This window comes from Nonomuraea sp. NPDC050643 (assembly GCF_040654715.1).
Classification (GTDB): domain Bacteria; phylum Actinomycetota; class Actinomycetes; order Streptosporangiales; family Streptosporangiaceae; genus Nonomuraea.
This window is the reverse complement of the sequence record NZ_JBFAIM010000020.1, coordinates 120,486-134,329: the sequence shown is the minus strand read 5'-3', so window position 1 is coordinate 134,329 and position 13,844 is coordinate 120,486. Positions and strand designations below refer to the sequence as shown.

Annotated in this window: 10 protein-coding genes; 8 read left to right on the top strand and 2 right to left on the bottom strand. The window is 74.1% G+C overall.

Translation table 11 applies throughout. From position 1 onward, the window contains the following. Positions 1–105: 105 nt before the first annotated feature. Positions 106–1,575 carry a hypothetical protein gene (locus tag AB0I15_RS27335; protein ID WP_358101235.1) on the bottom strand — a complete coding sequence of 490 codons (1,470 nt, stop codon included), beginning with the start codon at positions 1,573–1,575 and terminating at the stop codon, positions 106–108. After that, on the bottom strand, positions 1,575–2,771 hold the full coding sequence (locus tag AB0I15_RS27330) for a hypothetical protein (protein ID WP_358101232.1): 1,197 nt from the start codon (positions 2,769–2,771) through the stop codon (positions 1,575–1,577). The genes AB0I15_RS27335 and AB0I15_RS27330 overlap by 1 nt, the downstream gene beginning before the upstream one ends. A gap of 153 nt (positions 2,772–2,924) precedes the next feature. Between AB0I15_RS27330 and AB0I15_RS27325 the strand changes: the two genes are divergently transcribed. From AB0I15_RS27325 to AB0I15_RS27290, 8 genes are all read left to right on the top strand, one after another. Next, a complete protein-coding gene (locus tag AB0I15_RS27325) occupies positions 2,925–5,057 on the top strand; it encodes a fibronectin type III domain-containing protein (protein WP_358101229.1) in 2,133 nt (710 codons plus the stop codon). Positions 5,058–5,070: 13 nt separating this feature from the next. Beyond that, positions 5,071–6,105: a MoxR family ATPase gene (locus tag AB0I15_RS27320; RefSeq protein WP_358101226.1), complete on the top strand. Its 1,035-nt coding sequence runs from the start codon at positions 5,071–5,073 to the stop codon at positions 6,103–6,105. A gap of 1 nt (position 6,106) precedes the next feature. Then, a complete protein-coding gene (locus AB0I15_RS27315) occupies positions 6,107–7,204 on the top strand; it encodes a DUF58 domain-containing protein (protein WP_358101224.1) in 1,098 nt (365 codons plus the stop codon). Beyond that, a complete protein-coding gene (locus AB0I15_RS27310; protein ID WP_358101221.1) occupies positions 7,201–9,792 on the top strand; it encodes a DUF3488 and transglutaminase-like domain-containing protein in 2,592 nt (863 codons plus the stop codon). Before AB0I15_RS27315 ends, AB0I15_RS27310 begins: the two co-directional genes overlap by 4 nt. A 61-nt stretch (positions 9,793–9,853) precedes the next feature. Next, a complete protein-coding gene (locus tag AB0I15_RS27305; RefSeq protein ID WP_358101218.1) occupies positions 9,854–10,795 on the top strand; it encodes a winged helix DNA-binding domain-containing protein in 942 nt (313 codons plus the stop codon). Positions 10,796–10,853: 58 nt separating this feature from the next. Continuing rightward, entirely contained in the window at positions 10,854–11,489 is a 636-nt protein-coding gene (locus AB0I15_RS27300; protein ID WP_358101216.1) for an RNA polymerase sigma factor, read from the top strand. Next, a complete protein-coding gene (locus tag AB0I15_RS27295; protein WP_358101213.1) occupies positions 11,482–12,258 on the top strand; it encodes a hypothetical protein in 777 nt (258 codons plus the stop codon). Before AB0I15_RS27300 ends, AB0I15_RS27295 begins: the two co-directional genes overlap by 8 nt. 65 nt (positions 12,259–12,323) lie before the next feature. Then, positions 12,324–13,811: a heparinase II/III family protein gene (locus tag AB0I15_RS27290; protein ID WP_358101210.1), complete on the top strand. Its 1,488-nt coding sequence runs from the start codon at positions 12,324–12,326 to the stop codon at positions 13,809–13,811. Positions 13,812–13,844 lie beyond the last annotated feature (33 nt).

The window sequence follows — 13,844 nt, the reverse complement described above, 5'->3', positions numbered from 1 at the left end:
CCCGTAACCCTTCCGTCCGTGATGACGCTGATCTGTACGGCCCGCGCGCGCGGGCTCATCCGGCCGTCCCGCGCGCGGGACGGCCTGGCCGGCCTGCCGCCGGGTTCATCTGGCCGACCTGCGGGCGAGTACGGCGGTGGCCAGCGGTGTGTTCGGCCCGGCCGCCAGGATCAGCTCCTCCTGCAGCCGCCGCCGCGCCGCCGGCGTGAGCCGGTGGAACTGCGGCCCCGGCACGTAGCCGCCCGCCTCCCCGCCCATCTCCCCGCCCGCCTTGACCTGACCGAGCAGGCCCGCGTGCCGCAACGTGCGCAACGCCGCCTCCAGCTCGCCGATCGGGAGCTGGGTGTGGCGGCGCAGTTCGTCGGCCGGCGTGGGGTGCGGCGACAGCCACGAGTCCTCGGGCAGCAGCCCCTCGGCCCTCGGGATGGCCACGGAGTGCACCAGGACGAGCGTCAGCACCGCCCGCTCGCTCACCCCGAGCCGCCCGGCCGGGCCCGCCGCCTCCAGGGCGCCGAGCGCGGCGGCGCGGGCGTCGTCGTAGCCGGAGATCCAGCGCTCGCGGTGCTGGATCAGTGTGCGGCCGCGCCTGGCCAGCATCTCGCCGAGCGTGTGGCGCAGCGCCGGGTCGCGCAGGGCCGCGAAGCGCACCTCCGGCACGGGCTCGGCGGCCTGCTCGACCGCCATGTAGGCGGCGACCAGCTCGGCCCGCCGCCGCTCGTCGTAGCCGCCCAGCAGGTCGTCGAACTCGGCGGCCCCGCCCTCGACCCGCCCGCCGGGCCCGCCCGGGGTCTCCTCCTCGGCGGGGCCGGGACGGGCGGCGGCGACGATGTCGGCGTCGCCGACCACGGTGAGGCCGGGACGCTCGGGCTCGGGCAGGCGGCGCACCAGCTCCTGCAACTGGGCGTGCGACTCCACCGGCCACAGGGCGCAGCGCGGGCCCAGCACGATCACGCCGTCGTCGAGCACGATCCAGGCGGAGTCGTGCAGGCGCCGCAGCGCCCCGATCGCCCAGTTGCGCATCAGATCGTCGGTACGCCCGATCAGCGCCCGATAGGTGTCGAGCACCAGCTCCATGGGCGCCGGATCACCGGGCCACGGGTCGACGGACAGGTCACTCCAGCAGCACTTGAGCACGGCCGCCAGCACCCGCCGCGTCTCCCCGGCCCGTTCCACGGGAACGGGCGCCACCTGGTACTCCTCGAGCAGCGAAGGCGTCACGCCGTCGGGCCACACCGGCAGGGCCTCGCCCGTGGAGTCGGGCCGCGTCAACCGGACCATCCCGGCCGGCGCCGCCACCCCGGCCCCCAGGTCCAGCGGCCCGCCGGCGCGCACCCACGCGTGCGCGATGGCCCCTTCGCCCTCACGAGCGGCGGCCACCCCGCCCCCGGCCACCCTGGACCGCACCCGCCCACCACCGGCCCCCGGCGCCACGCCAGGCCCGGCATCGGTGGGCTCGGGTGTCACGGCGGGGTCGGCGGCGGCAGGTCCGGTGACGTTGGGCTCGGGTGTCACGGCGGCCCCATGGGCGGCGGGCTGTTCGGGTGGTTCGGTGGGGTGGTGGTCGGCGGCGGGCATCAGGTGCGCTCCAGGTAGCCGTGGGAGAGCCAGGCGGGCTCGCGGCCCGGGTCGACCGTCAGCTCGTCGGACCAGGTCAGCCGGTAGGGCAGCTCGGGCCGCAGGTCGACGGTCGTCAGGTCGGCGAGGACGCGGCGGGCCGAGGGCCAGTCGGAGCCGAGCACGTCGGGCAGCGCAACCCGGTCGGCCGGCCCCAGCAGCGACTCCGCCACCTCGGTCAGCCGCCGCAGCGCCGCGCTGGGTGCGGAGTCGAGCGAGGAGCCGGGCCCGGGGTCGGGCAGGTTGGAGCGCGGGGGAGTGGGCTGGGCGGGAGCCGGGCGCGGGGCCTCGTCGACGGCGCGGGCGATGGCGGCCGGGTCGTGCCACGGCGCGGGGGCGTCGAAGACGAAGCCGTCGAGGACCGCCGCCAGCCGCTCCTTGGAGGCCGTCTGGGCGAACGTGCGCCATGTCTCCGTCGGCAGCAGCGTCAGGTTGCGGGTGGTGCCCGCCGAGTCGGCCAGGCGGCCGGCGGCGCGGCGGGAGGCGTCGCTGTAGGCGTAGATCGCCGCCCGCAGGTCGGTGCAGACCCGGTCGAGCTCCGGCCACCGGGTCAGGATCGTGCCGTGCAGGCTCTGCGCCCGCCGCGCGATCTCCTCGGTGCCCCACAGCTTGGGCGCCTGCTCGCGCAGCTCCTCGATCGTGCCCATGGTGAGCGTGATCAGCTCCAGCGCCCACAGCCGGAACGCCCGCGCCAGGTTGAGCGCGCTCACCCGCGCCTGCTCCATCGTGGTGCGCGGGTCGGCCACGTTGAGGTCTTCGAGCGCCAGCAGGCGGTGCATCTCCGACTGCCCGCCGTCGTCCATCATCCGCCGGATGAACATCAGCCCCACGACGCTGGTGAACGAGGCGCGGTAGCGGAGCTGGTTGGGCTTGGGGAACACCTCGCGGATCGCGCCGAGCCCCTTGAGCACCCGCAGCCGGTTGTCGAACTGGTCGGTCGCGTAGGCCCGGCAGGCGAAGCGCATCTGCTCGTGCGTCAGCCACTCCTCGCCCGCCTCCGCGAACGCGGCGAACAGCGTCTCGGCGATGTCGACCAGGGCCGGGTCGTCGACCACCGCCCCGCTGTCGCGGGCCAGCGCGGCGAACATGCGGCGATAGGTCGACAGAACCGCCTCGTCGGTGAGGACGGCGTCGAGGGTCAGGGGCTGATCGGACACGCGCTCTAAGGTACGGCTTCGGACCGACACTCTTGGCACTCGCGCACCATGACTTCCATGGCTACCGGCCGGTACCCGCGTACAAGCGCTAGGGTGATGCCCGAAATGTGGGGGCAATACGCTCTGTAATCGTACATACGGGGTGAGTGACAGGTGCGGGTGCTCCGAGGTGATCGAGGCACGGCCGTGATCGCCGGTGTGGTGGCCACGATCCTGGTCGCCGCGGCGGCGTGGTTCGGCGTGGGCGTCTCCAGTGCCAATCCCAAGCTGGCCGACGTCGGCGCCTGGTTGTGGACCAAGGTCAGAGGCAAGATCGTGCACGTCAACGGCCTGTCGGGCGAGGTCGACGGCTATCTGAACGACAAGGCGGGCCGTCAGCTCCGCGTCGTGCAGGACGGCGGGAACGTGCTGCTCGTCGACGACCGTACCGGCTATGTCAGCCGGGTCGAGCCCAGCCAGCTCAGCGTCGCCCAGACCCGCGACTTCGGCGCGGCGGGGATGCAGCTCGCCGTGTCCGGCAATGCCGGGTACGCTGTGGACCCCGCCGCGGGCCGCGTCCAGCAGATCGACCCGGTCACGCTCGGCTCCGTCGGCGCCCCGATCACCCTGCCGGGGCCGCTCGGCGCGGCGCGCATCGACGGCGGCGGGCGCCTGTGGGTGCCGGTCACGGCGAAGGGCGAGGTCGTACCGGTGTCGCAGGGTGCGGCGGCGAGCCCGGTCAAGGTCGGCGAGCCGGGCGAGGAGCTGTCGGTGACGATCGCCGGCGGCCTGCCCGTCGTGGTCAACAGCCGCGCCGCCACCGCCACGATCATCGGCGCGGACGGCGGCGTCGGCGAGATCACGCTGCCCAAGGGCGTGGCCCAGGCCGCCAAGGGCGGGGCGCTCACCCCGGCCGCCACCGAGGGCGCCCTCGTGCCGATCCTGACGCCCGGGGAGTCCGGGCTGCTCGTGGTGATCGACACCGGGTCCAACTCCGTGCTCAGCACCAAGTTCGCCGCGGACGACCCCGCCAAGCTCGGCGTGCCGCAGGTGCTCGGCTCCAAGGTGTACGTGCCCGACCAGGGCAGCGGCTCCCTCATCGTCTGGGACAGCGCGGCCGGCGGCCGGCCCACCACGCTACGGGTGGCCGAGGGTCCTGGCCCGGTGGACGTGTTCGTCAAGGACGGCCTGCTCTGGGCCAACGACGAGAACGGCGACAAGGCCGTCGTCATCGACCCCGAGGGCCGCAAGCACGACATCGACAAGGACGACTCCGACGTACCGGGGCCGACCAGCACGCCGAAGCCCAAGCAGACGCCGCGTCCCGACCCCAGCCAGAGCGATGACCGGCCCGACCCCGATCCCGAGCCCATCGAGACGACCGGCCGGCCGACGCCCACTCGGACGCGGGAGGCCGAGCCCACGCGCGAGCCCAGCAAGACCCCCTCCGCGACCCCGACTCCCACGCCGACTCCCACGGCGAGCGCGCCCGGTGCGCCCGGCGCCGTCACCGCCCGGTCGGGGCCCGGCAAGGTGACCGTGACGTTCAGCCCGTCCACGGGCGGCAAGGTCGAGCGCTACACGTTGAAGACGACCGGCGCGGGGCAGCCCACGCCGGAGTCGGCGGAGGCCGAGGGGCCGTTCCAGTTCGAGTTCACGGGCGGGGACTGCGCGAAGGAGTACACGTTCGTCGTGGTCGCGCACTGGTCGGGCGGTGAGGTCGAGTCGGAGCCGAGCGCCGGGGCCAAGCCGTGCGTGGCACCCGGCTCGCCGACCGGCTTCACGGCCAAGGCCAAGAACCGGGGCGCCGAGCTGAGCTGGAACGGCCCCGAGGGCGGCGCCGACGACACCACGTACGAGCTGACCGGCGCGGCCACGAACGACGCCATCAGAGGCAGGTCGTACACCGTGGACGGCCTGAAGAACAACCAGAAGCACACCTTCAGGCTCAAGGCAAGGAACGCGGCCGGCGAGAGCCCCGACGTGGCCACGACCGAGGTGGACCTGGCCTATCCGCGCCAGCAGTACAAGAACAAGAACAACGACCAGACCAACACCCTGATCCGGCCCGGACCCGCCAAGAACGGCGACCAGAACGTGGGCAAGATCCCGCAGGGTCAGTACATCACCGTGACCGTGATCTGCCAGGTCAAGGGGCAGTCCGTGACCGAGTCGCAGGACGGCAGCACGAGTGACATTTGGAACAAAGTTGAAACGCAGTACGGAAACGGGTGGCTCAGCGACACTCTGGTAGCGACTCCGGACGGTGGCTTCCCGGAAGCGCCGCTCTTCGAGTGCACCGACTGAGAAGGGGACTCAGTTGAACCAGTACAACTACCAGGACCAGTTCGAGCAGACCTACCAGGCGCAGCCGCAGCAGCCGGCGCAACAGCAGCAGCCGCCGCAGCAGCTCGCCGGGCAGTTCGCGCAGCGTTTCCAGTTGCTGGCGGGCAACATCGAGCGCATCATCCGCGGCAAGCACGAGGCCATCGAGCTGGCCCTGATCTGCCTGTTCTCCGAGGGGCACCTGCTGGTGGAGGACGTGCCGGGCACCGGCAAGACCACGCTCGCCCGCTCGCTCGCGGCCAGCGTGGACGCCGAGTGGCGGCGCATCCAGTTCACCCCCGACCTGCTGCCCAGCGACATCACCGGCGTGTCGATCTTCAACCAGGCGCACCAGAAGTTCGAGTTCCACCACGGGCCCGTCTTCGCCAACATCGTGCTCGCCGACGAGATCAACCGCGCCTCCCCGAAGACCCAGGCCGCGCTGCTGGAGGTCATGGAGGAGCGCCGGGTCACGGTGGACGCCGAGCCGCATCCGGTGCCCAGGCCGTTCCTGGTGGTGGCCACGCAGAACCCGGTGGACATGGACGGCACGTACCCGCTGCCGGAGGCCCAGCTCGACCGGTTCCTCATGAAGATCTCCGTCGGGTACCCCGACCACATGTCCGAGGTCGAGGTGCTCAAGGGCATGCCGACGGGGCCGCAGGTCGAACGGCTGCCGGTGGTGGCGCGGGCCTCCGACGTCGCCGGGATGATCGACTTCGCGTCGCGCATCCACGTGGCCGACCCGGTCTACGACTACATCGTGGCGCTGTGCGCCGCCACCCGTACCAATCCGCACCTGCGGCTCGGCGCCAGCCCCCGGGGCAGCCTCGCCCTGTTGCGGGCGGCGCGGGTCAAGGCCGCCGCCGCCGGGCGGCACTACGTGGTTCCGGAGGACGTGAAGGCGCTGGCCGTACCGGTGCTGGCGCACCGGCTGATCCTCACGCCGGAGGCGGAGCTGCGCGAGGTGAGCGGGGCGGCCGCGCTCGGCGAGATCCTCGCCGGGATGCCGGTGCCGCAGGCGGCCTGAGATGGCACGGCGCGCCGGGGTGCTGACCCCGCTGGGGTGGGGCACGCTGGCCGGATCCGCCGTCCTGTACGCCGCGGGGTTCGCGCTCGGCTACCCCGAGCCCGTCGTGCTCGCCACGGGCGGCCTGCTGGCCCTGGCCGCGGCGCTGGCGTGGACCGCTCCGAGGCCGCGGCTCGAGGTGCACCGGGAGGTCACGCCGCTCAAGGTGCCGCGCGGGGACGCCGCCGTGGCCGTGCTGAACGTGGCCAACCTCGGCCGCCGCGGCCTGTCGGGCCTGCGCGCCCAGGACCGGATCGGCGCCGCTGAGCACACGGTCGACCTGCCCCGGCTGCCGAAAGGGGCGGCACGGACGGTGTCGTACCCGCTGCCGACCGGTACGCGCGGGGAGATCCCAGTGGGCCCGCTGCTGCTGGTGCGCGCGGACCCGTTCGGCCTGACGCGCCGCGTCCGCGAGTACGGCGGCCCCGCCACGCTCCTCGTACGCCCCCGCACCGTCCCCCTGGCCGTCGTCCCGTCCGGCAAGGCCCACCACCTGGAGGGCCCGACCAGCGACAACGCGCCCAGCGGCACGGTCACCTTCCACACCCTGCGCGAGTACGTGGTCGGCGACGACCTGCGCCACGTCCACTGGCGCTCCAGCGCCCGTACCGGGACGCTCATGGTCCGCCAGCTCATCGACGCCAGCCTGCCGACGACGACGGTGGTGCTCGACACGCGCGGCCTGACGGAGCTGGCCGTGGACGCCGCCGCCTCGGCCGCGGTCGCCGCCTCCCGCGCGGGCTTCCCCGTACGCGTCCTCACCGGCGACGGCCCCCTGCCGGACGCCAAGCCGGACGCCGACACGGTCCTAGACCGGCTGGCCCTGGTACGGCCGGGCACGGCCGGGGTCACGGAGGCGATGCGCCTGGCCAGGGGCGGGGGCTCGCTGATCCTGGTGACCGCCGACCCGTCGGAGGCGGCCCGCGCGACCGGGGTACGCCGCCGCTTCGACCGCGTCATCTGCGTCTACGTCGGCCCTGGCGAGGTGAGCGCGCCCGGCGTCAAGGTCGTCTCCGTCGCCTCCCTGGACGAGCTCCCGCTCACCTGGGGTCCCCGATGACCCACCACGTCCCCCCGCCGGGCCGCCACAGCCGCCCCGGGCCCCCAGCCTCCACGACCGGCATGCCCACCACCCCACCCGGGCCCCCAACTCCAACGAGCGGCCTGCCCACCACCCCACCCGGAACCCCAGCCCCCACCAACGGCATGCCCGCGTCGGCGGGCGCCCCGTCCTGGGGTCAGGCGCCCCTGGGCACCGCGTCCGCCGGGTCGCAGGGGTGGAGCGCCACGTCGGGCGGCGACGGGCATGGTCTCGGGCCCGGAGGTCCGGCCCCGAGCCCGGCGCACACGAGCGCCGCCACGGTCGGCGGGCAGGCGGGGAACCGTGGGCCCTCCGGCGGGGCGGCCCAGGGACAGGCGGTTCCCGGCACCGCACAGCCGCCCGCCGGGACACCGGCGCGGCCCTCGCGGCGTGCCCGCAGGCGTGCGGGCACCGAAGACCAGGCACCCACCCGCAAGACCCAGGCACCCACCTTCCATGGCCAGGCACCCGCTTTCCACGGTCAGGCACCCGCCCCCCACGACCAGGCACCCGCCCGCAAGAAGCAGGTGCTGTGGCGGCGGGTGGCCGGGGCGGCGGTCGTGGCGGGGGTCGCGGGGGTGGCCGGGTGGGGGTTCCACCGGGTCTTCCCCGGGACGGAGTTGCTGACCGCCGTCGTGCCCGCCGCCGTGGCCCCCGCCGCCGTGGCCGTCCTCACCTGGAGGCGCCCCCTCTGGCTGGCCCTCGGCCTGGACGTCGTCCTCTGGTTCGCCGGAACGATCCTCCTCTACCAGGGCCTCGAACCGGGCCTGTTCGCCGACGTGGCCAACTCCTGGCAGGCGCTGCTCACCACGCTCCTGCCCGCCCAGCCCGAGCCGGAGCTGCTGGTCCTCGTCCACACGCTCGTCTGGGCGGCGGCCACCATCGGCGCCGAGACCCTGGCACGCACCGGGACCAGGATCGCCGCCACCGTCCCCGCCCTCCTCGTCTTCGGCGTCGCGCTCATGCTCGGCGTCGACGGCCAGGGCTCGAACCTCCCGGTCGCGGGCGCGCTCTTCGTCCTGGTCGCCGCTCTTGCGCTGCTCCGCGACGACCGTCCGCCGGTCTGGCTGCTGGCCGGGCTCCCGGCCGCCGCCGCGGTGGCCGCGCTGGCGCTGGTGGCGGGGCCGTTGCTGCCCATCGCCGCGCAGCCGTACAACCCGAGGAACGACGCCGACCTCCCGCCGCCCCGGCGCGTGGACAGCGTGAGCCCGCTCGACCGCGTCTCGGCCTGGCTGCAGATCCCCGACAGAGAGCTCTTCACCGTCAAGTCCGGCAAACCGCTCAACTGGCGGCTGGCCGTGCTCGACCGGTACGACGGCGTGCGCTGGACGTCCGCCGCCCGCTTCCAGCCCACCGGCGGCCGGGTCCCTGAGGGGGAGTGGACGGGCGCGGCGGAGGTCGTACGGCAGTGGGTGAAGTTCGACGGACTGCCCGGCACCTGGCTGCCCGCGGCCGAACGCCCGCAGGAGGTCATCGGCGTGCGCGGCCTGGCGGTGGACCCCGACAGCGGAGCCCTGCTGGCCGGGTCGAAACCGGCCAAGGGGTTCGGCTACGAGGTGGCCTCGCGCGTGGCCAGGCCGACCAGGCAGGACCTGCTGGAGGCCACCCCCGTACGCGACCCGGACCTGACCGCCTTCCCCGACAGCCCGCAGGAGCAGCTCTTCCGCAGGCTCGCCCAGCAGGCCACGAAGGGCGCCGACGCGCCGATCAAGCAGGCGTACCGGCTCCAGAACTACCTGCGCACCAACGCGAGCTACGACGTCACCGCGCCGCCCGGACACTCGCTCAAGGGCCTGGAGTTCTTCCTGCAGACCACGCACCGGGGGACGTCGGAGCAGTTCGCGGCCACGTTCGCGCTCATGGCCAGGACGCTCGGGCTGCCGTCGCGCGTGGTCGTCGGGTTCCGGCCCGGGCAGTCGTCCGGCGGGGTCTACCACGTCAAGTCGGGTCACGTGATGGCGTGGGCGGAGATCAAGTTCGACCGGCTGGGCTGGCGGCCGTTCTACCCCACGCCCGGCCGCAGCGGCGCCAAGGACGATCATGAGGTCGTGTCGTCGGCGATCGAGGAGAGCGAGGAGCTGGAGGGCGAGTTCGCCAAGGGCGGGAGCGATCGGCCCAAGACGTCCCAGCCGCAGGCGGGCAAGGACGGCGAGGATCCGGCGACCGGCCCGTCCCCGTGGCTGCTCGCGGGGGTGGCGGGTGGCGGGGCGCTGGTGGCGTACGCGGGCGTGGTGGCGGCGCTGCCCTGGTGGCGCCGGCGCCGGCGCCGCTCGGTCGTGGGCGCGGGGCAGCGGGTGCTCGGCGCGTGGCATCAGACGTGCGACGACCTGGGGTTGAAGGGGGTGAAGGGGCTGACGGCGGGGGACGTGGTGTCCCGCCATCCGGGCGACATCTCGGCCGATCTCCAGCCATTGGCCGAAATTTCGAACTTCGTCCGCTACGCCCCCGAGGCCGTCACCGACGACGCCGCCACGGCCGCCTGGCGGCGCAGCGACGCCATCCGCCGCACCGTACGCGCCCGCACCCCCCTCACCACCCGCCTGCGCAACCGCCTCCTGCTCCGATGACGCGCGCCGCCCGCCGCCGGCTGAGGCCGCGCCGCCCGCGGTGGCTGCGATGATGTCGCGGGTGAGAAGCGTCGAGGCCCAGCTCCTGCACCGCCCGCCCGGCCTGGCGGCGGGCGAGATCGTCCGGCACCTGGCCGCCGTGCAGGCCCAGGACGTCCCCTCCGCCCTGCTCGCCTTCCGCGCCCGCTCCGCCACCCTCACCGCGGCCGACGTCGAGCAGGCCTGGCACGACCGCGAGATCGTCAGGGCGTGGGGCCCGCGCGGCACCCTGCACTTCATCCACGCCGAAGACCTCCCGTGGATGCACGCCCTCACCCGGCGCGACACGAACATCCTGCGCCGCCTGGCCGAGGAGGGCGTCACCGGCGACGACCTCCTCACGCTCATCGGCCGCACCCTCGAGGGCCAGGGCCCGCTCACCAAGGCCGACCTGGAGGAGCGCCTCGCGGGCCGGGCCCGCGGCCAGGGCATCGTCCATCTGGTGGCCCTGGCCGCCCACCACGGCCTGGCCGTGCTGGCCCCGTCGCGCTCCGGCAAGCCCACCTACGTCCACACCGCCGACTGGCTCGGCGCCCCCGTCGTCCCCGAACCGGACCGCGAGCGCGCGCTGAAGGAACTGGCCACCCGCTACCGCGCCGCCCACCACCCCGCCACCCCTGACGACCTGGCCGCCTGGTCCGGCCTGCCGCTCGGCCAGGCCCGCACGGCCTGGGGCCTGAGCGCCGCCGCGCCCCCGCCCCGGGAAGAGCCCCCCGTGGTACGCCTCGCGCCCGCCTTCGACGAATACCTGATGGGCTGGCGCAGCAGAGACCCGATCCTGCCCGCCGAACACGCGAAGAAGGTGTTCCCCGGCGGCGGCATCCTGCGCCCCGTCGTGCTCGTGGACGGGACGATCAGGGGCACGTGGGGGAGGAAGGGCGCGAACGTCACCGTACAACCGTTCGACGACCTGCCCGCGGGCCCGCTCGACGACGAGATCGCGGACGTCCGCAGATTCCTGTGAAAGCAAACCGGTGCATCGGGTGATAACAGATGACGACTGATTCACCGGAAGGTTGCACATGACGGGGGAGACCATCGCGACCACGGTGCCCTGGGCCGCTCGAGCGCCCGGGCCACCGCAGGGCGCCGCGGTCGGCGCGCCGGACAAAGCCCCGGACGGCCTGCTGGACGGCGTGCTGGACGACGCGGACGGCTTCGCCGCGGTGTTCGACACGCATTTCGGCGAGATCCACACCTATGTCGCCCAGCGCCTCGGCCCCGACCACGCCGAGGACATCGTCGCCGAGACATTCCTTACCGCGTTCCGCAAGCGCGCCCAGTACGACCCGTCCCGCGCGGGGGTGCGGGCCTGGCTGTACGGCATCGCCACCAACCTCATCGGCAAGCACCGCCGCCTGGAGGCCCGAACCCTGCGCGCGCTCGGCCGCTGCGCCCCCGACGGCGACGCCCCCGGGCACGAGGAGACGGTGGCCGTGCGGGTCAGCGCGCAGAGCCTGCGTCCCGAACTGGCCGCCGCCCTGGCCGCGCTCGACCGGCGCGACCGCGACGTGGTGCTGCTGGTCGCGCTGGCCGGGCTGAGCCACGACGAGATCGCCGCCGTCCTCGGCATCCCGTACGGCACCGTCGGCTCGCGGCTCAGCCGGGCCAGGAAGAAGTTGCGCGCCCGGCTCGGGGAGGTGCCCGTCCATGGATGAGCTGGCACACGTACGCGACCTGTTCGGCGACCCCCGCCCCGGCCCCGGTACCCAGGCCAGGGTGTGGCGGCGGCTGGCGGCCAGGCGCCGGCGCAGGCGGCTGTCGTGGCTGATGATCCCCGCCGTCGCGGCGGCGGCCCTGGCGCTGATCGTCTTCATGAACCCGGCCCAGCAGCTCTCCGGCCGCTCGATCCTGCTGTCGGCGGCAACCTCGGCGGCGTCGTCCGCCCAGGACGGCACGTACTGGCACGTCAGCAAGCTGCACGACGGCGACAGGCGTACCGAGCTCTGGGTGACCAGGCAGGGCCGGGCGTGGCAGGCCGAACAGGGCAGGGTCGTCCCGATCACCGGCGGGTCGCCGTTCAGCATGGCCGGGCGCGACCTGACGTACCAGCAGATCCAGGCGCTGCCCTCCGACGCCGCCGCGCTGCGCGAGCGGGTGGCCGCGATGCTGCCCCCGGGCTCCGAGGGGCTGCTCGCCGACGCGCTCAGTGGCCTGCTGTGGACCAAGCCGTCCCCGCCGGGGGTCCGCGCCGCCGCCTACCGGGCGCTGGCCGACCTGCCCGAGGTCCGCTACCTGGGCGCCGGCACCGACGCGAAGGGGCGTACCGGTGAGGCGTTCTCGTACGGACTGCCCTCCGGCGCCGAACGGACGCTGATCATCGACCCGGTCAGCTCGCAGGTGCTGTCCAGCGTGGACAGCCGGGGTGGGCGCCCGGAGATCGTGTTCTCGGCCGGCTGGACCGACCAGGGCCCCGACCTGCCCTAAGCCCCCCTTCCTTGCCCATCAGCGCGGAGCGTGGGTCTCGCGCGCCCTGAAACAGGAGCCACGACGTGTTCTGGCGTGCCCGTTCGACGTCAGGCAGGGCCATCTGCCTGAGCGACCAGTTTCCCGTGATCAAGCCGGAGGAGGTGATGAACGGGAAGGTGAGGTTCGTCGGGCTGCCGCCCGTCGACCTCGGGGAAAGGATCGACTGGACCGCGAACCCGCACGGCAACCGCTCCTGGGCCCTGAACCTGCACTCACTGCGCTGGCTGGGCCGCCTGGTCGCCGAGTTCGAGCGCTCGGGCGGGCAGGCCTACCTCGACCGCGCCGCCGACCTGGCCGACCACTGGATGCGGCACAACCCGCGCGGCGTCCCGGGGATCAGCCGGTGGGCGTGGGCCGAGCACGCGGTCGCGCTGCGGGCGCCCGCGCTGGTGTGCCTCAGCGAGCACGTACGCACCCGCCGCCTCTGGAACAGCCTGGCCGAGCACGGCGAGGTCCTGGCCGACCCCGCGCTCTACCGCGAGGGCCACAACCACGGCCTGGACCAGGACATCGCGCTCCTGGTCGTCGGCTGCCGCCTGGGCCGGACGCAGTGGCGGGACCTGGCCATCCGCCGGATGACGACCTCGGCCGAACTGTCCATCGACGCGCAGGGCGCCCTGCACGAACAGGCCCCGCGCTACGGCGTGTACGTCCACCGCCGCCTCGGCGCCGCCCTCCGCGCCATCAGCGAGAGCGGGGCCGAACAGCCGCAGCGGCTGGTGGCCAGACGGCGGGCACTGGAGTCGTACGTGGCCCACGCCACCCAGCCGGACGGCTACCTCGTCCCCCTCGGCGACAGCCCCGCCGACAACCGCGGCGACGGCTTCGCCCACACGTGGCCGGAGGTGGGGGTGTTCGACACGGGCTACGTCTTCGGCAGGACCGCGTGGGACGACCCGGCCTCCGCCTACTACTCGATCAGGTTCGGCCCGGGACGGCGCCTGCACGGCCACGAGGACCACCTGGGCGTCACCTACTCGGCCCAGGGCCGCCGCATCCTGGTCGAGGCCGGGTTCCACTCCTACGAGCGCACCGAGTACGTCGCGTGGACGCGCTCGCCGGAGGCGCACAACGTCCCCATCGTGACGGGTGCCGACTTCCGCCCCGGCACGGCCACCGACCTGGTCGCCTCCTCGGTGGGGCCGGGGCGGCAGTCGTACGAGCTGGCCGACGACGCCTACGGGGTCCGCAGGACCCGCCACATCCTCGTCCACCACGGGTCCGACCTCATGGCCGTGCACGACTCCGTACCGACGGGAACCCTGCGCAGCCTGTGGCACTTCGACCCCGCCCTCAGGATCGTCTCCCAGGGGGAGGGGATGGTGGTGCTGGGCGACTCGGACGGCTTCCGGGTGACGATGCTCCAGTTCCCGGGGGCGGGGCAGGAGGTGGGGTCCGGCCCGATCTCGCCGGGCTACCTGCGTACCGCGGAGGGGGTGACCGTACTGTCGCCGGAGGCGGCACGCGTACTGACCCTCATCATCCCCGGCACAGACACCCCCACCCCCTGACCCTCCCCACTCCAGACGGCCCCATCACCCTCA

Excerpts from the sequence above, each read along its gene's own strand:
- AB0I15_RS27310 (WP_358101221.1), top strand. The coding sequence starts at position 7,201 with ATGACCCACCACGTCCCCCCGCCGGGCCGCCACAGCCGCCCCGGGCCC.
- AB0I15_RS27300 (WP_358101216.1), top strand. The coding sequence starts at position 10,854 with ATGACGGGGGAGACCATCGCGACCACGGTGCCCTGGGCCGCTCGAGCG.
- AB0I15_RS27335 (WP_358101235.1), bottom strand. The coding sequence starts at position 1,575 with ATGCCCGCCGCCGACCACCACCCCACCGAACCACCCGAACAGCCCGCC.
- AB0I15_RS27295 (WP_358101213.1), top strand. The coding sequence starts at position 11,482 with ATGGATGAGCTGGCACACGTACGCGACCTGTTCGGCGACCCCCGCCCC.
- AB0I15_RS27315 (WP_358101224.1), top strand. The coding sequence starts at position 6,107 with ATGGCACGGCGCGCCGGGGTGCTGACCCCGCTGGGGTGGGGCACGCTG.